This is a genomic window from Rhodococcus sp. C3V (assembly GCF_029269915.1).
In the GTDB taxonomy this organism is placed as follows: domain Bacteria; phylum Actinomycetota; class Actinomycetes; order Mycobacteriales; family Mycobacteriaceae; genus Rhodococcus_F; species Rhodococcus_F qingshengii.
Map to the genome: position 1 here is coordinate 174,739 of NZ_JARJBE010000005.1, position 18,082 is coordinate 192,820.

Consider the following 18,082-nt stretch of genomic DNA (forward strand, 5'->3'; position numbering starts at 1 on the left):
AGCGCCGTTTGTTCGGGCGTTACTCTTGGGTAGAAACCGACCAGCGAGTAGAGGAACGACCCCGATGTCCACGCCGAACACTCCGACGCTTCGCGATGTCGCGAGCGCCGCCGGCGTCGCGGTGTCCACGGTCTCCTATGCACTCAACGGCAAGGGCCGGGTCGACGCGGCCACTCGCGCTCGGGTTCAAGAGGTTGCCGACCGCCTTGGATACCGTGCCAATCGGTCGGCCCAGAATCTCAGGTCGGGTCGGACTGCCACCCTCGGGCTGATGCTCCCCGCTCCCGACCAACTGTCATCGGCCGAGTACCTCAATTTCGACTGGTACGGGCGTGTGGCGACCGCCGCGACCCAGGCTGCATTCCACGCCGATCACTCACTCCTACTACTGCCGTCGATGAAAGATCCGAACGGACTGCGGCGCATCGAGATGGACGGCGTACTGGTCGTCGACCCGATGGTCGTCGACCCACGCGTCGAGGTTCTGCAGAAGATCGGAATCCCCTCTGTCGCAGTGGGTCCTGGACACTCCGGGCAGTTCGGATACTCCACCTCACCGGACCTCGTCTCCACCACGGAAACTCTTCTGAACCACCTCGCCGAACGTGGCGCAAGGGACATTCTCGTCCTCACTCCCGGAATGCATTCGGAGTGGACCCGCGCAACGACTTTCGCTTACTTCGAGTGGTGCCGCGCCCGGGGAGTGGCACCACGCACCAGCGAGGATTTGACGTCGTTTCCGGGCGCCAGCACCGTCGAGGGCCTCATCGGCGCCGCGTATGCGGCCACCCGCGAGGCCCTCGACTCCTCGACTCCGCCTGACGCGATCCTGTCGTTGATTCTCGGTTGCGCCCCGCCAGCGGCGCGAGCGGCCCTCGATCTCGGGCTGTCGATTCCGGGTGACGTCTTGATTGCACAGGACAGTGACGAACCCGCCCTGCTGGTTTCCCAGCCCCCGATCACCGCCTTCGACTTCTTCCCCCAAGAACAGGCGGCAGCGGCCGTGCATGCGCTGTTGGCTCTGGTCAACGGTGACGAACCCGCAGTTCAGAGCTATACGCGTAGCGAACTCCGCGTGCGCGCGAGCACGGCCCATTCGCTCACACCATAAATTCACCTGGCACCGATAGACTGATTTACGAATTATCGTCCGTCGCCTGCCGAGAGGAATCAGGTCATCGCGCACCGCTCCCGCGACCGCTTGGCCGGGTATCTCGCCGTAGTGCTCGTCTGTGTACTCGCCCTCCTCGCATCCGTCAGCAGCGCAACCGGCCTCGACCGCAACGTCGCTCCGGTGCGCATCGCATACTCCGCCGCCGCAGACACTTTCGGCGATCTGTATCTTCCAGCCGGGTCGGAGGACGATCTGCCGGTCGTCGTATTGATCCACGGCGGCGGCTGGGCGCAGAAGAGCAATCTCGAGTACGCGGGTGCGTGGGCAAAAACGCTGACCCCCTACGGAATTGCGGTCTGGAACATCGAATACAGACGCGTGGGTGGACAGGGCGGTTGGCCGACGACGCTGTCCGATACCGTTGCGGCTACCAACGCTCTGGCCGACATCGTGCAGGAAAAGGCTTCCGGGCGACTGGATTTGAGCCGTGTACACATCGCCGGATACTCCGCGGGTGGGCAACTGGCCGCCTGGGTGGCGTCGCGTTCACAACAGGGTGCAGATGCTCCGGCACCCGACCTCTCGGTGCCGGTTCGCTCGGCGACGATCATGGCCGGCGTCTTCGACATGACGCTCGCCGCAACCGCGGGCAAAGATCGTTTTGTTCGAAATCTTCTGGGCGGCATGCCTACCGATCATCCTGATCGCTACCGCATCGCATCACCGATCGAACACCTCCCCACCGGCCTCCCTGTCACAGCGATCCACGGGCTCGGAGACAAGGTCGTGTCGATCGAACAGAGTCGGCGCTACGCCCGTGCAGCCCGAGCAGCAGGCGACGTGGTCGACCTGATCGAACTACCCGGCGTCGGCCACGGCGACTTCGGCAACCCGACAAGCGACGCCTGGGCTATCACCAAGCAAGCAATAATCGACCGCGTAAACACTCCCTGAGCAGGTAAAACCGCCTACTGTGAGCACGATCGCCCGCAAAAGGATTAGCTGAAACCAACTCCATGACGTACGGTGGGGTTATCAGAGGGCAGCCGTCAGTCAGGCAGCCGGTCGCTTCGCCCGGGACAACAGTTCCAGTATTCGTTCCAGGGGCAGACTTCCAGTTCGGTGCAAACCCGCGCCTTTGATCACTACGCACTTTCATCAGTCCCGCAGATTGTTGACCAGGCCGAAGACTCCGACGGAGTCCGCCGCCAATCGCGTACCGACTGCACCAGTATCAACATGCGCTACACACCGCACGGGCCCAAAACCCATGCGGTTCAAAGGAATACCTTGATCAACACCATGATTCACCCCAACGACACGAACAACCAGGCGAACGGCAACTCGACGAACGGTCTACGGATCCCGACTACTTCGGGCCGGATCCGCGAGCGCGCCATCGAAATCGTCTGCACCCTCTACCGTTGCAGCACCGACGAAGCCGCCGAGCTGTTAGTCCGACATTCTCAGACCAACAACCTCAAGGTCACCAGCCTGATCAAAGCGCTTGTCGCCCTGATCGACGAGGACACGTCCGGCACCGGCTATGGAAGCAACAACGCGCTGGCGTCTCACTTCTGGCTGCGTGAGATCAGAAATCTCAGCCAGGCGCACCGCCGCAGCGATCATTTTCATCGCCATCTCGTCGGCGCGTAACCGGCGCTGAGCGACAACTGACCTGAAACGACAGCTGGGGCAGTACACGGAAATCGTGTACTGCCCCGGCTGTTGTGTTTTCAGTTGTCAGGCGGAAGCCGATTCCTTGTTCAGGCCCTGCGGAGCACCGTCGGTATCTGTCGCCTCGTCCACATGCTGCGGAGCGAAGAGCAGGCAGACGATGCTCAGGACGCACATGCCGATCAGCAGTGCGATGACCGGCCAGATGCTGCCGGTTGCCTTGTACATCAGCGTCGACACCAGCGGAGACAACCCACCGAAGATCGCGCCTGCACCCTGGTACGCCAACGAAATGCTTGTGTAGCGGGCCTGCGGCTTGAACATCTGCGACAGGACGGCGGCGATCGGGCCGTACGTGGCCGCCAGCACCAGTCGCATGACAGCGAAGGTCAGGAAGATCAGGAACACGGATCCGGACTTCAGCACCAGGAACTGCGGCGCTGCGAGAATCGCGACTGCCGCAAGGCCCCAGATGACGACGCGGACGCGTCCCACCTTGTCGCCGAGCCACGCCACGCCGAGAGTCGCGATCAACTCGACCACTGCAGCGACACTGAGCGCGTTGAGAATCAACGTCTCCGACAATCCGACATCGGGGTCGGTTGCGTATGCCGTGATGAAGGTCGTCACGAGGTAGTAGCCGCCGACTGCGACGGGCAGAATGCCGATGCCCAGGATGATCGGGCGCCAGTTGGTCACCAGCGCGTACTTGAGCGGGAGCATTTCCGGTACGTCCGCGGACTTCACCTCGGATTCGAAAACCGGGGACTCTTCGACCTTCAGGCGAACGACCAAGCCGACGAGAATCAGCAGCGCCGAGCAGAGGAACGGCAGTCGCCAAGCCCACTCGCGCAGAGCGTCGTCGCCGAAGGTGGAGAGAATGCTGAAGAAACCTGTGGCCAGGAGCGCGCCGGCCGGGTTGCCCAGCTGAGCGAAACCGCCGTAGAAGGTCTTCTTGTCCTCGGGTGCATGCTCGACGGCCATCAGGACCGCGCCGCCCCATTCGCCGCCGACGGCAAAGCCCTGGACGAAGCGGAGCAGTACCAGCAGTAACGGCGCCCAGAACCCGATCGACGCGTAAGTGGGCAACATGCCGATGAGGAACGTGCCTGCACCCATCAGCGTCAAAGTCACAACCAATGCGGTGCGTCGGCCCATCTTGTCACCGACATGGCCGAACACGATTCCGCCGAGCGGGCGAGCGAAGAAACCGACGGCGTATGTCGCGAACGCCGCCGCAACGCCGGTCAGGCGGTCGGTTCCAGGTGGGAAGAAGATGTCACCGAACACCAGGGCTGCTGCCGTGGCATACACGTAGAAGTCGTACCACTCGATAGTTGTACCGACGAAGGCTGCAAATCCCGCCTTGCGGGCCTTCACGATCTGTTGCTCTCGGTTCATTACTTTTCCTCGGTGGTCGAAGTGCTCGACAATAGGTGGTTATGACCTGAATGTGCGAGTTCGCCGTCGATCCAGGTCTCTCGGACCTCGATCTGCGCAATCGCGTCGGCCGGAACCTCGAGGGGATCCGCGCCCAGAATGACGAAGTCGGCCCGCTTGCCGACCGAGATGCTGCCCAGCTCTGCTTCACGGCCCAGCGCACGCGCACCGTTGAGCGTGTGAGCCTGCAATGCCTGGTCGGCGGTGATGCGGAGTGCATCGGAGCCGAGCTGATGGCCCTGACGCGTGACACGAGTCACGGCTGCCTGAATTGCTTCGAGCGGCTTGGGCTCGGCGACGGGGGCGTCGGAGCTGATGGTCACCGGAACCTCGGCAGCGATGAACTCGCCGAGGGGGTTGAACCGCTCACCCGGCGTACCGATCGCAGCAGTGACGCCCTCGCCCCAGTTGTAGTAGTGCTGCGGCTGGTTCACCGGGTAGACGCCGGCCAGGTTCATCCGGGCGATCTGCTCGGCAGTCGGGAGACCGCAGTGCTCGATGCGGTGACGAGCGTCGGCGTCGGGGTGAGCCTTCTGCGCAGCTTCGATGGCATCGAGCACCATGTCGATGGCGGTCGGAGACTGAGCGTGCGTGGCGGTCTGCAGACCCACCGAATGCGCCTTGGCAATCAGATCCGAGTAGTCCGCAGGCTCGTGATAGAGCTGCCCGGTGCGGCACGGGTCCCCGACGTAACCGTCGGGGAAGTATGCGGTCCAGCCGCCGAGAGTGCCGTCGGCGTAGAACTTGATGCCGCCGAACGCGAGCCGCGAATTGCCGAAGGCGCCGTGCATTCCCGTGTCGATGACGTGATCGAGGAGGTGGCTGAGCATGTACATGCTGACGCGGGTCTTGAGTTGATCCTGCTCGGCCAGACGCAGGTACATGTCGAATTCACGACGGGTCACCTGGCAGTCGCCGATGGTGGTGACGCCGCCGGCCAGGAACTTGTCCTGAGCGACCGACAGCTGACGAAGGTGTTCTTCCGGCTCGTCCTCGAGATGGAAGTTGGGTCCGTGATGACCTACCTTCACTCCGTTGACGCCGGTGAGGATGTTGCACGCGGCATCAGAGAGCTCACCGGTGAGTTCACCGTCTGCATCTCGGAAGAACTCGCCACCGGCAGGATTCTCGGTGCTCGCGTCAATGCCGTGCTTGTCGAAAGTGAAGGAGTTGACGACGCCGCCGTGACCGCTCGCGTTCATGAGGTAGACCTCGCGATCGGTGGCCACCTGATCGAGCTCTTCCTTGAGTGGATGGCGCCCTTCGATCAGGTTGCGGTGCTCGTAGCCGTAGCCACGAATCGGGACACCCGCAGGAGCTGTGAGCGCCGCTTCCTGAAGTAGCGCAATGATTCCGGGGATGGAATGTGCCTTCTCCGGCCCACAGTCCACCCAGCTGAGCATCTGCCCGTACATCAACGGGTGTGCGTGCGGATCGACGAAGCCGGGGACGACGGTGGCGCCGTCGAGTTCGACCACCGCGGTCGTGCGAGTGCTCAGCCGACGCGCCTCGGTGCGGCATTCCTCGAGTGTTCCCACCGCGGCAAAGCGGTTTCCGAACACCAGGAACGCTTCAGCGCCTGCCGTGTTGTCGTCAACGGTGTGGATCTTGGCACCGGTGAAGATCGTGCCGGTGGCGTCGAGAGGCGAGGCTTCGTGCGTGTGCAACTTGCGCATGGTGGTCCTTCGTCGAGATGGTGGTGCAGGTCACTGCGTGTTGAGCGAAAACTACGCCCTGACCTGGAGCTATGCAATGCATCAAAGTTTCAGACCAGGCGGTATATAACTTTTTTGTATGAGTTTTCGAGCATTTCTGCACTTATCCACATCATCCATGGCCACATGCGACTGTTCTAATAAGAAGCTCATACAGAAAAATCTCTGGAAAAGTTGGGGCAACCATGACGCTCGATCTCGATTCCAAGCTCATTGCCGCACTTCAGCGCAACGGGCGAGCGACGTACCGCGAACTGTCCGTGGCGGTCGACGCCCCACGAGCGGCGGTGTCCACCAGAGTGCAGGCGCTACTCGACTCGGGAACGGTGTCCGTAGTCGCCGTCGCGCACCCCGAACTTCTCGGATTGAAGGCGCTTGCACACGTCTCGATCGCAGTGTCCGGACCGATGACCCCGGTGCTGGACGCGTTGATCGCATCCGAGGCCGCCGTCTACATCTCGGCAGTCAGCGGGCAGTACAACGTGATTGCGGAACTTCGGGTACCCAGTCACGACGATCTGTACCGTGCCATCGCCGAACTCCGCTCACAACGTGGCGTTCGATCCGTGAGCACGCTGGTCTACGTCGACGTCATCAAGGGAATCTTCATGCCCGAGACCGCTTTACAAGCCGACATCCGACTCGATTCGACGGACGTTACCTTGATCGAACTGCTCGAACGCAACGGGCGCATGCCCTTTCTCGAGCTGGCCGAACACACCGGCCTGTCGCCGAGCGCTGTGCGCAATCGCGTCAATCACCTGATCGCGAGCACGGCACTGCGCGTCGGCGCTGTCGTCAAGCGGCGAGGTGGTGGCCGGACGCTGGCGATGGGCATCGGCGTCAATCTGGGCTCACGGGACGACAACGCGGTATCGGAGATCGAGTCCCTGCCCGGAATCGAATTCCTCGCGCGGACCCTGGGACGGTACGACGTGATCGCGACGGTCGCCGCCAACTCGTCCAACGACCTCCATGCCCTGTCCGAGCGAATCCGGGGCATCGACGGTGTCAGCGGCTTGGAATCGTGGGCGCATCTCGAGGTCTTCAAGGAGCACTACGCCCGCAGCCTGGACGTACGCGGATAATTCCCAAGTCATTGACCCACTCGTGAGAGCACGCTAACCTCGGACAAAGTCATTGACTCACTTACCCGAGGTGGCACACATGTCCGACTCCGGACGCAAGGTAGATATCGTCGCCGCGGCGATCGAGGAGGCGATCTCGACCGGTCGATGGCCCGTCGGATCGAAACTCCCGCCGGAGACCGCACTGGTCGAGGAATTGGGAGTCGCCCGAAACACCATGCGCGAAGCGGTACGGGCGCTTGCACACGCCGGAGTTCTGTCCGTTCGTCACGGTGGCGGCGTGTACGTCATGGCGGCGTCGCCGGTCGAAGGACTACTCGGGCGCAGGCTCGCCAGAGGTGACGTTCTCGACGTACTGAGCCTGCGACGCGGACTCGAGGTCGAAGCCGCGCGACTTGCAGCGCAGCGCCACACCCCCGAAGATCTCGCGCGGATACATGCAGCCTGGAATGCCCACCCCGGTCACGTCGGCGGCTTCACTGTCGAAGCCGGCATGGCCCTGCACCTTTCGATCGTCGAGGCGTCCCACAATTCCGCACTGATCGACGTCTACCGGGGAGTCCTTGCCGCCGTGACGGATTCGCTGTCCGCAGTCAGTGTCGGTCAAGGTTTCCACGTCGACGAGCACCGACCCTTGATCGCAGCCATCGAGGAACGCAACCCCGACGAAGCAGCGCGCGCGGCGGGCGCAGCGCTCGATACGGTCATCGACACCGTCGAAAGGAGCTTGGCGTGAATCAGGGAAACTGGAACGGTACGACGTATTCGCCTCTTGCCGAGCAACTCTCACCGGCATCGACGGAGGCACTGCGCTCGATCGGGCATGTGAGCACGGTGTACGACGTCTGCGCCGGAACCGGGAACTTTGCGCTCCCGGCGGCTCAGTCAGGCATGACGGTCCACGCACTCGACCTCTCCGCCAGCCAGCTCGAGGTCGCACGCGAACGCTGGATTCCCCACCCCGGCACTACCCAACCCAACTTCACGATCGGCGATGCGCAGTCTTTACCCTGGCCGAATTCGAGTGCCGACGCCTGCGTCAGCATCTTCGGGATCATCTTCTGTCCCGACCCCTCGATTGCCCTCGCAGAGATGATGCGGGTGACCCGGCCAGGCGGAAAGATCTGCGTCGCAACGTGGTCGGAGAACGGGTGGGCAGCAGCACTCCGCCGGGAGGCCGCCTCGGCGTGGAATGGCATCACACCACTACCGACGACATGGTCGAGCTCGAGCGAATTCGAGAAGGCAGCAGCCGGATTGGAGTCGGTGAGCTCGGCCTCCCACCTGCTCGAGTGGCAACTACCAGCCGGATCGGATCCCGTCGAGGAACTGTGCGACCAGGCACCGGCGTTGAAGAACTTTCGCGAGGCCGTTCGAAGCACAGGGAATTGGGCTTCGATGTCAGCGCACCTCCGCTCGACGCTCGAGCCCTATCTCAGGTCGAGCGCGGCCGGCCCCGTCGCCACCAGCGAATACATCCTCCACGTTGGCACTGTCCCGAACTCTGACACCGCGCTCTTCCGAACGCGCGGGTAACCCTCTTGGCCGGATACGGTCTCTTCACCGTCCACCGACCCGAAGAGGCCCGCTCGATGTCCGAATCGAACTCCCTGCCCGAATTGAAGCAAGCATCGCAGCAAGCATCGAAACAAACCTTGTCCATGACCGTCCTCATGACGCCGGACATGTCCAATTTTTCGGGCAACGTTCACGGCGGAACGATTCTGAAGTTTCTCGACCAGGTCGCCTATGCGTGCGCGAGTCGATACGCCCAGACGTACGTCGTGACCCTGTCGGTGGATCGTGTGGTGTTCCGCGAACCGGTGCATGTCGGCGAACTCGTCACGTTCAGCGCTTCCGTCAATTACACCGGGCGCACCTCGATGGAAATCGGAATTCGAGTCGAAACCGAAGACATTCTTCTCGGAAAATCTCGACACACCAATAGTTGCTATTTCACGATGGTGGCGATGGGAAGCGACGGGAAACCGGCTGAGGTACCCCAACTCCGGCCGACCGGAACAATCGCGAGGCAGCGATTCGAGGCCGGGCGTCGGCGTCGTGAACTGCGCAGAGAGAACGAGCTTCGTGAACAGTCCATCCGGGCCGCAGTTCGGGACTTAACGCCCGAACACGATGACTGAATCCAGTCATATTTAAGTTATAACCTTATGCATTATGCTGATCGAGTGACTTCGAAGGCACGGGAAAAGTATGACGTTGTGATTGTCGGCGCGAGCATCGCGGGATGCGCGGCCGCAATCATGTACGCCCAGCAAGGTCTGCGGATAGCGCTTCTCGACGCTCGCTCCGACATCCGGGCGCACAAAGTCCTGTGCACTCACCACCTGCAACCGTGCGGTGCCCCGATCTTGCAACGACTCGGCGCCACGGAAAAACTGCTCGCCCTGGGAATGGTGGAGACCGTTCCGACATTCTGGACCCCGTGGGGAATGATCACCCCTGATGCCGCAGAGAACTCACCGCCACCTGGGTTCAACGTCCGAAGGGAAACTCTCGACCCCCTACTGCGCCAACTCGCGAACGACTACCCGAACGTCGACCTTCTTCTCGGGCATCGCGTTTCCGGACTACTGACCGAGAACGGCACTACTGCAGGCGTCTACGGCACCGAACAGGGTTCGGCCTTCACTGTCGGAGCACGATTGACCGTCGGAGCAGACGGCAAGGATTCGACCGTCGCACGATCCGCTCGTTGCGACTCCGTGACTGCATCCAACGGGCGTTTCAGCTATTTCGCCCAACTCTCCGGACTCGAACGACCCGGCGGAGAAACGTCATTGTCGTGGTTCATGGATCCCGACGTCGCCTATCTGCTCCCCAACGACGGCGGAATCAGCGTGCTGGTCGTCTTCCCTGCCCTCGACAAGCTCGGCTCGTTCGCTGACGACCTGTCTACTGCTTTCCTCGAGTACGCCAACGCATTACCCGGCGCTCCGCTTGTTCGGCGAGAGCACATCGTCGGGAAGATCGTTGGTACCAAACACTTCTCCACAACCCTCACCGAACCCGTAGGTAACGGGTTCGCACTCATCGGCGACGCTGCGGCAACCAACGACCCGTTGTGGGGTATCGGATGCTCGTGGGCACTCGAGACCGCTCAGATGCTGGTCGATGCGACCGCGCACATGCTGACGGAGACGCCGGCAGACACACTCGACTCACATCGGAACGTGAACGCTGCATTGACCGAATACCGTAGCGCCAGAGCGAGTATGACGAATCACATCGACTACATGAGTGGTTACGCCGGTGGGCGAAAGTTCACCGCGATCGAACGTCTGCTCATCTCCGCGGCCACCCACGACCACGACGAAGCCCGAAGGTTCTACTTGTTCGGTTCCCGGTTGATACCGGCCGAACAGTATCTCTCGACTCGCTCGGTCGCGCGGGCAGCACAAAAACATCTCAGGCACCGTCTGCGTCGTAGATCTGTGGCCGGGACGTAATCTGACAAGCGTTTTTTCGGCGCCGGCAACGGGGAACCCTCCGATCGCAACCGAGCCGGAGGAGCGACCATGCGGGCACACATCGCCATTCCGAGTGAATCGACTTGTCACAGGTACGTAGTCGCCGTCGCCAGCTCCACCTTCGCCGAATCGGTCATCTGGTGCGACGGCCCCGCGTTCGACGCAGTACTCGTTCTGGGCAGCGAGATTCCGCAGCACAGTGGCCACCGAGCCGTACTCGCCTGGAATCACTACTTCGGGTGGGCGCTCGGCGTGGAAACCACACCGGATGCGTCGTTCGCCGTTGTCGAATGCCTCGGTATCGGGAGAATGCCGGATCCGGAACTGTGCGCCGACCGCGCTGTCGAGTTGATTGCCCAGGCGGGTAGTTAGGGAACTCGTCGCGCGGCGCACAATCCGGCGGGCATAAGATCGAGCGCGAGTTTCGCACGCCCGACGAAAGAGAGCCCGACATGGACCCGCTGAACAGGCCTGCCGGTCAGCTGGCTCTCGAGAACGAACCGGACGGCAGGGCGACTTTGCGGGCGCGTCAGACGCCCCGCAGTGAGCGTCGCAAGATCGGGAAAGGCCTGCGCAAGCGAGTGGCGCGATCGTCGCTCGGCGACTGGACGCCCCCACCCGATCGACGTGACCCGGTCGATCAGGTCAACACGGCACACGAGGGAAGACTCGACTGGTTGGTTCCGATCCGTGTGGGGCGAATGGTCGCTTCGCCATACGGATTCCTGCGCGGTACCGCGGGATTGATGGCAGAGGACATGGCGCAGCTGCCGTCCACCGGCATCACTCCCGTCATCTGTGGAGATGCGCACGTCGGAAACTTCGGGTTCTACGGATCTCCGGAACGCGAACTTGTCATAGACCTCAACGATTTCGACGAAGCACATCCCGGCCCCTGGGAATGGGATCTACGAAGGCTGGCTGCGAGCATCTGGGTGGCCGGTCGGCAGAACGGTCTCACCGAAGCTCAATGCGAAACAGCAACAACCTCGTGTGTGTCCGCGTATCGCCTCCACTTGGCGAAGCTGTCCGAGCGTCCACTGTTCGATCGCTCCTTCGACCGGGTCGATCTCGACGGACTCACCGACCACGTCACAGATCCTGGGTTGCTGGCCGAGATCAGGCGCGCCGCGGAGCGCGCCCGGCGGCGTACGAGTGACCATGCGGTGCCGCGGTTCACCGTCGAGGATCACGGACGGCGCCAGTTGGTCGAGAACCCGCCGCTCACAACACGACTCACGCCGCAGGACACCGACTTCCTCCTGGAGGGTCTGGACGAGTATCTCGAAACCCTTGCACCACACTGGCGCCGAGTCGTCTCGGGATACAACGTCATCGACGTCGCGCACCGGGTTGTCGGAGTCGGGAGTGTCGCTCTGCGCGCCTATGTCGCCCTGTGCGAAGGGAGCATCCCGGACGACGTCATCTTCTTGCAGCTCAAACAGGCTCGCCGATCCGTAGTTGCGCCCTTCGTGCACGGCGACTCGGCCTGGCACGACCACCAAGGACGACGCGTCGCGGAATACCAGCAAGCTCTCCAGACGGTCAGTGATCCACTGCTCGGTTGGTGCACCGTGGACGACCGCCAGTACTACGTCCGTCAGTTCCGGAACATGAAAGGTTCTGTGGACCTGAACAATATCGACGCCGCAGCGCTGACCGATTACGTCGCGATCTGCGGCCGCCTACTGGCCAAGGGGCATGCACGAACCAGCGGCGCGTCACTGATTTCCGGTTACCTGGGAACCTCGGACGCGGTCGATACCGCCCTCACCCGGTTTGCTCGGCTCTACGCCGATCAAACCGAACGTGACCACGACGCTCTGTGCCGGGCGGTATCGGCCGGTACGATCGCCGCGGAGCCGGGAATCTGATCCCTCACGCCGCGACGATCCTGCCCTGCTCGAACTTCACTCCTCCCCAGATTCCGGTCTGGCCAGTGGCAGAGGCGAATTCGCGACACGATTCCGCAATCGGGCACCTGTTGCACACGTCGGTCGCGTAGTCGTATCCCTCGGACGGAAAGGGAAACCACCGGTCCGGCTCGGGGTCTCCTCGGCATTCCGCCTGCCACCACGTCCGGTCGTCCGAGATCGGCAAAAGCTCAGCCAAATTGGAGATTTCGTCAGCGCACATCACTGGCTCCCTTCGACTGTCACGTCCGACTCAATTCACGCCAGATCTCCTGCTGCACTTTCTCGATGCGCCGAGGTGCCTTCGGCTCCCACAGCAGACGCATACCGGCCTCGGCCGGTGTGCGATCCGCCTTGCGCTGATTGCAGGAACTGCAGCACGCCACCAGATTTCCCCACGTGTTGGGCCCGTTACGGCTCCGCGGCTGGACATGGTCGATGGTCGTTGCCCGGGCGGCGCAGTACGCACATCGACGACCGTCCCGGTCGAAGACACCGGCAAAAGTGGCCCGACTGGAATCGGTGACCGTCACCCGGTGAGCAACGTACACGTACTCGGCGAGCAGGATCGTCCTCGGCAGTGGGATTTCGACGTGCTTGGAGCGCACCGGAAATATCGGGGTCACGTCTTCGGTGGACTGCGCGGAGCCGGTGGCGATCAGGACGACCGCACGATCGGCGCTCACTTCACCGAGGTACTCGTACGTGGCGTTGAGTACCCGGACGGGGCGGTTCATCCAACTGTGAGCAAGTGCGCGGTTCGGGTTCCGCATGAGAGTTCTCAGTTCGTGTCGAGGAGTGAAACTCCTCGACACGAAGGCGGGTCAGGAGCAAATGCAAGAAATGGGGAACGGCATATATCCAGCGCCGCTCTGTTCCCCGAATGCGGGATGGGAAATACCGCGGGGTGAGTGCCCGCGCAGGTGCAACGCTTGCTTCCAGTCGCGCATGCCTGTCCCCTTCCACTTCTTGTTCTCGTCACCGGCGATTGCCGGCGCTCATCATCACACGGAAGGCATCCTCAGCGATATCGATTTATCAGGCCGGAAGAGCCGTCCTGGAAATACCGCGGTTTGACGCCGGAACACGCGGCTTGATCGAATGAGCCATGACTTCGTCGTACATCGACCTACGCTCGGACACCGTCACCAAGCCTGATGCGGAGATGCGGAAGGCGATGGCCGACGCCGAGGTCGGTGACGACGTCCTCGATCACGACCCGACCATGGCGGCGCTCGAGGAAGAGGTGGCGCACACTCTGGGTTTACCGGCGGCACTGTGGGTGCCGAGCGGATCGATGGGCAACCTGATTGCGCTGATGCTGCACCTTCACCGCGGCGATCAGTTTCTGGCACCGGAACACTCTCACGTCTTGGGCTCCGAATTGGGCACCGCTGCCTGGCTCGCCCAGGGAATGCCGATGGCGTTGCCGCACGACGGCGGACCCGGACGTCCCACCCCCGAGACTGTCGTGAAGGCGGCGGGCTCCCCCGGCCCGTACTTCGCGTTGAACACCACGCTGCTCTGTCTCGAGAACACTCATAACTTCGCCGGCGGTGCCGTCATGAATCCGACCGAATGGACGAAGCTGGTCGACGCAGCGCGATCACGCGGCTTGAAGATTCACCTCGACGGCGCCCGTCTCTGGAATGCCGCTGCCGCACTCGATGTTTCGCCCACCGAATTGACTTCCGGCGCCGATACCGTTCAGGTGTGCCTGAGTAAGGGACTCGGTGCACCGGTCGGCTCGATACTCGCCGCATCACCCGAATTGATCACCGAAGCCCGAAGGATCCGCAAGATGCTCGGCGGCGGCGTTCGTCAGGGCGGAGTGCTGGCCGCAGCCGGCATCGTCGCGTTGCGCTCACAAGCTCGCCTCTCCGACGATCACGACAACGCGCAGCGCCTCGCGTCGGGGCTTCGTGAACGCGGTTGGGCCGTCGACGAACCTGCCACCAACATCGTTCTGGCCGCGACAGCCGATCCGTCGGTCACCGTTGCTCAGCTCGCCGCTGTCGATGTCGGCGCGGTCACCGTTGCCGGGAAGGTTCGGTTCGTGACACATCGCGACGTGAGCACTGCCGACATCGACGCGGTTCTGTCCAGAGTAACCTTCTGAACTACGCCACCAGGGGTTGAACCTCCTGCGCGACAAAGCGAATGAACTCGCGGACATCCGCCTCGTCAACAGTCGGTTGGAGTACCACGGTGGTTGCACCTGCTGCAACCCATCGCCGTGCTGCTGCCGCGACTTCGGCCGCGTTGCCCACGGCAATCGCATCCTCCGGCGACTCGCTACCGGACGCTGCGGCCTCGGCAAGGGCGCGCTCACGACCGCCGGAACCGAAAGCACAGATGACGTAGACGACGACCTCGTGATCCGACGCCCCGATGTGAGCGATCGCCCGACGCACGCCGTCCGGGGTCGTCCCACCCGAGAGCACGGTGCCCTGCGCCAACTCGCCACTGAGTGCCAAAGTCTTTGGCCCCGTGGCGCCGACGAGCAACTGCGGCACCGTCTCCGGTGGCCACGCCAGCGTGACGTCCGTGAGATTCACGTATCGACCGGACACCGTCACCGACTCACCGCGCAGTAGCCGCTCGACTGCTCCGAACTGCTCCCGTAGGAGGGTCAACGGCGATTCGGCTTTGGCCCCGATCTGCCGCATCCAACTCTGAACGCCGTGACCGAAGCCAACCCGTAGTCGATCCGGATGAACTCTGGCCAGCGCTGAAATCTCCATCGCCGTGATCGCGGTGTTGCGCATCGGGGTCGGCAGCACACCGATCGCCACACCCACGCGATCGGTCTCAGCCAATACAGTTGCAGCAGTGGCTATTCCTCCGCCGAAGAAGCAGTCTTCCCACAACCAGACCTCGTCGATACCGACTTCGTCGGCATACCTGGCATGTCGAACCAGATCTTCCGGAGATTGCTCCGGGCGCACGACGACGGCAATCCGTGCGGCGCTCATGCCGTCACCAGAAACGCGGCGATCTCGTCGGCGGTTCGACGGCCCTGTTCGCGGCCGAGTTCGGCTGCGGGGCGCCTGGTTGTCGGTGAAAGCGAGTTCGTTCCGATCGCTTCGACGACGGCGTCGTCGGCGAAGACAGGCAGCACGGGCAAGGGCGCCATCACGTCGATTTCCTCTCGTAGACTGCCGCCCAGAAGATTCGGGGCGGGGCCGGCTGCGGGTGAAAGAACCACGACCACATCGCAGTCGGCAGCCAGATGAACATTCGAGCCACTCGCCATTCCGCCGTCCATGTACCGCTCGCCCTCGATCACGACTACCGGCCACACCCCTGGTACGGCGCAACTTGCTCCGACTGCGTCGATCAGTTCTACGCCGTCAGCGTTGCCGAACACCCTCAACTCACCGGTCTGTGCGTTGATCGCCGGGATGCGCAACTCCCGGTCGGGCCACAACCGATTGGGCAGCCTCGCCTCGATGACCGCGCGACGCACGGCAGGTTCGACGGTATCGGCTCTCATCGCTGCTTCGCCGAGCAAACGGAGCTGCTCGGCCCGGTCCTGCGATCCTGCGATCGCGTCGACGAACATCTGACCGAGTACCTCGACATCGACCTTCGGGTCGAGCTCCCCGGTGGCCTCCGCTGTTTGTGCGTCGAAAAGCTCTTGCAGTGTCACGCCGCTCGCTATCTGAGCGCTCACCGTGGAACCTGCGGAAGTGCCGATCAACACGTCCGCCGTCAGCAGCGCAGCGGCAGTGTCCGGTGATTTGTCCTGAAGGCCCAACAGAAAACCTGTTTCCCAGGCGATTCCCGCAACGCCGCCACCGGCAAGTACCAACCCCAATTTCACGCCGTCCACCTCTCGTCGATCGTGATCCGTGCCCGAAGTCGACGTTAGACCTACTCTGAAGTGATGTTCATGCGCAGCGCAAAGACATTTGTTCCCGACGCACTCCGTGGTTTGATCGCATCCACCGACGACATCGCGTGGAATCCCGACCCTGGGTACCTCACACGCGCAAGGCCACTTCCCCGCGGACGGGTCGCGCTCGTCTCCGGCGGCGGTTCAGGCCACGAACCCATGCACGCCGGATTCATCGGCGAAGGAATGCTCACAGCCGTCTGCCCCGGATTGGTCTTCAGCTCACCCAATGCACTTCAGATCCACGAGGGATCCAAGGCTGCCGACGCCGGCGGCGGCGTCCTTCACATCGTGAAGAACTACACCGGCGACGTGATGAACTTCGGTATCGCCCGAGAGTTGCTACGCGAGGACAAGATCGATACGGACGTCGTCCTGGTCGACGACGACGTCGCGACCGAACGCGCAGACGGCAGTGGCCCGGGGCGACGCGGTACTGCGGCAACCATCGTGGTGGAGAAGGTCTGCGGCGCATCCGCCGCCCGCGGCGACGACCTGGCCGAGGTGACCCGGATCGGACAACACGTCGCGCACTCCGCTCGGAGCATGGCCGTCGCCCTTCGCCCATGCACTTTGCCGGGGGCTGACGAGCCGTCGTTCGACTTGCCGGCGGGTCAGATGGAACTCGGTATCGGCATCCACGGCGAACGCGGCACAGAACGCGTGGACGCCCTGCCCGCACCGGAATTGGTGCGGCGGCTGACGGACCCGATCATCAAGTCCCTGAGTCTCGCCGAAGGTGACCGCGTCATCGCCGTCGTCAACGGTCTCGGCGCCACCCACCCGCTGGAGTTGCAACTACTGTTCGCCGAACTCGGAGATTATCTGGACGAACAGGGAATTCACATCGAGCGGACACTGATCGGAACGTTCGTCACTGCATTGAACATGGCAGGCGCGTCCATCACCCTTGTTCGCACAGACAAAGAAATCCTCGAATTATGGGACGCACCAACAAAAGCGCCCGCCTGGCCGAATGCTATCGCGCGTGAGTACAGCGGAATGGGCACGCGCGAATCATTCGGTCCCACATTCACACCCGACACCTCACTCACTGCCGAAAGCAGTTTCGTCGGAAGCTGGATTGCAGACTGGGCCGAGAAGGTACTGGATCAGGAACCGGCACTGACCGATCTCGACCGACGAGCGGGCGACGGCGATTTCGGGACCAACATGGTGGCCGCACTGGATCAACTCGACATCTCGGCGATCCGTGACACGTACCCCACCGCAACGATATTCGATGCAGTCTCACAGGCGTACCTCGGCCACGCCGGTGGCACCTCCGGCGCATTGTTCGGCATCTGGTTCCGGCATTTCTTCCGCGTTGCCGCAGACTCGGCGGACTCCGAACTCGACCTCGGCGCGATCGCGGCTGCAGCGCGAGCGGGACTCGACAACATCACCTCGCTCGGCGGCGCACGCGTCGGCGACAAGACGATGGTCGACGCGATAGTTCCGGCGGTCGAGTCGTTGGAGCAATCCGTGAGCTCGGAAGCCGATCGAGATGCTGCGCTGGCGAGCGCAGCGGAAGCCGCAGCGGCCGGGGCGGAGTCGACCGAAACCATGCTCGCGAACCGCGGACGTGCAAGTTATGTGGGCGAAGCCGCTCGCGGAGTAGTCGATCCGGGAGCGCTACTCATAGCGTGGTTCTTCGCCAGTGCAGTGGGTCACTAGCGAGCACTTCGGGGCTGTGACTAATCTGGCAGCCACAGCACATCGTTTGTGACGGCCCGTGGGCAAAAG

18 protein-coding genes are annotated in these 18,082 nt (G+C 62.7%); 12 read left to right on the forward strand and 6 right to left on the reverse strand.

The features are described 5' to 3' along the window. The first annotated feature begins 64 nt into the window (after positions 1 to 64). The 3 genes from P3G66_RS15700 (at position 65) to P3G66_RS15710 (ending at position 2,770) form a co-directional block, all read left to right on the forward strand. Entirely contained in the window at positions 65 to 1,111 is a 1,047-nt protein-coding gene (locus tag P3G66_RS15700) for a LacI family DNA-binding transcriptional regulator (RefSeq protein WP_276116828.1), read from the forward strand. 90 nt (positions 1,112 to 1,201) lie between these two features. Next, positions 1,202 to 2,068 (forward strand): alpha/beta hydrolase, encoded by an 867-nt coding sequence (locus tag P3G66_RS15705; RefSeq protein WP_276116829.1) that lies wholly within the window; start codon positions 1,202 to 1,204, stop codon positions 2,066 to 2,068. A gap of 168 nt (positions 2,069 to 2,236) precedes the next feature. Further along, complete coding sequence (locus tag P3G66_RS15710) at positions 2,237 to 2,770, forward strand: ANTAR domain-containing protein (protein ID WP_232508961.1); 534 nt, start codon at positions 2,237 to 2,239, stop codon at positions 2,768 to 2,770. 87 nt (positions 2,771 to 2,857) lie between these two features. On the opposite strand, the gene P3G66_RS15715 is transcribed toward P3G66_RS15710, so the two are convergent. Together P3G66_RS15715 and P3G66_RS15720 are read right to left on the reverse strand one after the other, a co-directional pair. Next, positions 2,858 to 4,192, reverse strand: a complete 1,335-nt coding sequence (locus P3G66_RS15715; RefSeq protein ID WP_003942898.1) for an MFS transporter — start codon at positions 4,190 to 4,192, stop codon at positions 2,858 to 2,860. Beyond that, the gene (locus P3G66_RS15720) at positions 4,192 to 5,907 is read right to left on the reverse strand and encodes an amidohydrolase (RefSeq protein ID WP_003942831.1); all 1,716 of its coding nucleotides are present in this window, start codon (positions 5,905 to 5,907) and stop codon (positions 4,192 to 4,194) included. Before P3G66_RS15720 ends, P3G66_RS15715 begins: the two co-directional genes overlap by 1 nt. A 224-nt stretch (positions 5,908 to 6,131) precedes the next feature. Here P3G66_RS15720 and P3G66_RS15725 point away from each other — a divergent pair, with 224 nt between their 5' ends. From P3G66_RS15725 to P3G66_RS15755, 7 genes are all read left to right on the forward strand, one after another. After that, a complete protein-coding gene (locus P3G66_RS15725; protein WP_054831672.1) occupies positions 6,132 to 7,034 on the forward strand; it encodes an Lrp/AsnC family transcriptional regulator in 903 nt (300 codons plus the stop codon). A gap of 79 nt (positions 7,035 to 7,113) precedes the next feature. Next, positions 7,114 to 7,770: a FadR/GntR family transcriptional regulator gene (locus tag P3G66_RS15730; protein ID WP_003943064.1), complete on the forward strand. Its 657-nt coding sequence runs from the start codon at positions 7,114 to 7,116 to the stop codon at positions 7,768 to 7,770. Further along, a complete protein-coding gene (locus P3G66_RS15735) occupies positions 7,767 to 8,570 on the forward strand; it encodes a class I SAM-dependent methyltransferase (protein ID WP_003943101.1) in 804 nt (267 codons plus the stop codon). The genes P3G66_RS15730 and P3G66_RS15735 overlap by 4 nt, the downstream gene beginning before the upstream one ends. Before the next feature lie 125 nt (positions 8,571 to 8,695). After that, a complete protein-coding gene (locus tag P3G66_RS15740; RefSeq protein ID WP_029256546.1) occupies positions 8,696 to 9,178 on the forward strand; it encodes an acyl-CoA thioesterase in 483 nt (160 codons plus the stop codon). A 45-nt stretch (positions 9,179 to 9,223) separates the two neighbouring features. Then, complete coding sequence (locus P3G66_RS15745) at positions 9,224 to 10,504, forward strand: NAD(P)/FAD-dependent oxidoreductase (protein ID WP_003942870.1); 1,281 nt, start codon at positions 9,224 to 9,226, stop codon at positions 10,502 to 10,504. Positions 10,505 to 10,573: 69 nt separating this feature from the next. Next, on the forward strand, positions 10,574 to 10,897 hold the full coding sequence (locus P3G66_RS15750) for a DUF6292 family protein (RefSeq protein ID WP_003942947.1): 324 nt from the start codon (positions 10,574 to 10,576) through the stop codon (positions 10,895 to 10,897). 80 nt (positions 10,898 to 10,977) lie between these two features. Next, positions 10,978 to 12,399, forward strand: coding sequence for a DUF2252 domain-containing protein (locus P3G66_RS15755; protein ID WP_003943149.1), 1,422 nt, complete (start codon positions 10,978 to 10,980; stop codon positions 12,397 to 12,399). Positions 12,400 to 12,403: 4 nt separating this feature from the next. On the opposite strand, the gene P3G66_RS15760 is transcribed toward P3G66_RS15755, so the two are convergent. Both P3G66_RS15760 and P3G66_RS15765 read right to left on the reverse strand, forming a co-directional pair. After that, positions 12,404 to 12,661, reverse strand: a complete 258-nt coding sequence (locus P3G66_RS15760; RefSeq protein WP_003943196.1) for a WhiB family transcriptional regulator — start codon at positions 12,659 to 12,661, stop codon at positions 12,404 to 12,406. 19 nt (positions 12,662 to 12,680) lie between these two features. Then, entirely contained in the window at positions 12,681 to 13,211 is a 531-nt protein-coding gene (locus P3G66_RS15765; protein WP_003942825.1) for an HNH endonuclease, read from the reverse strand. Between the two features lie 335 nt (positions 13,212 to 13,546). Between P3G66_RS15765 and P3G66_RS15770 the strand changes: the two genes are divergently transcribed. After that, entirely contained in the window at positions 13,547 to 14,557 is a 1,011-nt protein-coding gene (locus tag P3G66_RS15770) for a GntG family PLP-dependent aldolase (RefSeq protein WP_003942934.1), read from the forward strand. 1 nt (position 14,558) lies between these two features. Here the strand turns inward: P3G66_RS15770 and P3G66_RS15775 are convergent, their stop codons facing one another. Beyond that, positions 14,559 to 15,413, reverse strand: coding sequence for an LLM class flavin-dependent oxidoreductase (locus P3G66_RS15775; RefSeq protein WP_276116830.1), 855 nt, complete (start codon positions 15,411 to 15,413; stop codon positions 14,559 to 14,561). Beyond that, the gene (locus tag P3G66_RS15780) at positions 15,410 to 16,273 is read right to left on the reverse strand and encodes a patatin-like phospholipase family protein (protein ID WP_276116831.1); all 864 of its coding nucleotides are present in this window, start codon (positions 16,271 to 16,273) and stop codon (positions 15,410 to 15,412) included. Before P3G66_RS15780 ends, P3G66_RS15775 begins: the two co-directional genes overlap by 4 nt. A 54-nt stretch (positions 16,274 to 16,327) precedes the next feature. Between P3G66_RS15780 and P3G66_RS15785 the strand changes: the two genes are divergently transcribed. After that, positions 16,328 to 18,013 carry a dihydroxyacetone kinase family protein gene (locus tag P3G66_RS15785; protein WP_276116832.1) on the forward strand — a complete coding sequence of 562 codons (1,686 nt, stop codon included), beginning with the start codon at positions 16,328 to 16,330 and terminating at the stop codon, positions 18,011 to 18,013. Positions 18,014 to 18,082: the final 69 nt, after the last annotated feature.

What these genes read in the sequence shown, in the direction of transcription:
- P3G66_RS15700 (WP_276116828.1), top strand. Translation starts at nt 65, where the DNA reads ATGTCCACGCCGAACACTCCGACGCTTCGCGATGTCGCGAGCGCCGCC.
- P3G66_RS15715 (WP_003942898.1), bottom strand. Translation starts at nt 4,192, where the DNA reads ATGAACCGAGAGCAACAGATCGTGAAGGCCCGCAAGGCGGGATTTGCA.
- P3G66_RS15720 (WP_003942831.1), bottom strand. Translation starts at nt 5,907, where the DNA reads ATGCGCAAGTTGCACACGCACGAAGCCTCGCCTCTCGACGCCACCGGC.
- P3G66_RS15725 (WP_054831672.1), top strand. Translation starts at nt 6,132, where the DNA reads ATGACGCTCGATCTCGATTCCAAGCTCATTGCCGCACTTCAGCGCAAC.
- P3G66_RS15730 (WP_003943064.1), top strand. Translation starts at nt 7,114, where the DNA reads ATGTCCGACTCCGGACGCAAGGTAGATATCGTCGCCGCGGCGATCGAG.
- P3G66_RS15740 (WP_029256546.1), top strand. Translation starts at nt 8,696, where the DNA reads ATGACCGTCCTCATGACGCCGGACATGTCCAATTTTTCGGGCAACGTT.
- P3G66_RS15750 (WP_003942947.1), top strand. Translation starts at nt 10,574, where the DNA reads ATGCGGGCACACATCGCCATTCCGAGTGAATCGACTTGTCACAGGTAC.
- P3G66_RS15755 (WP_003943149.1), top strand. Translation starts at nt 10,978, where the DNA reads ATGGACCCGCTGAACAGGCCTGCCGGTCAGCTGGCTCTCGAGAACGAA.
- P3G66_RS15760 (WP_003943196.1), bottom strand. Translation starts at nt 12,661, where the DNA reads ATGTGCGCTGACGAAATCTCCAATTTGGCTGAGCTTTTGCCGATCTCG.
- P3G66_RS15765 (WP_003942825.1), bottom strand. Translation starts at nt 13,211, where the DNA reads ATGCGGAACCCGAACCGCGCACTTGCTCACAGTTGGATGAACCGCCCC.
- P3G66_RS15770 (WP_003942934.1), top strand. Translation starts at nt 13,547, where the DNA reads ATGACTTCGTCGTACATCGACCTACGCTCGGACACCGTCACCAAGCCT.
- P3G66_RS15775 (WP_276116830.1), bottom strand. Translation starts at nt 15,413, where the DNA reads ATGAGCGCCGCACGGATTGCCGTCGTCGTGCGCCCGGAGCAATCTCCG.
- P3G66_RS15785 (WP_276116832.1), top strand. Translation starts at nt 16,328, where the DNA reads ATGTTCATGCGCAGCGCAAAGACATTTGTTCCCGACGCACTCCGTGGT.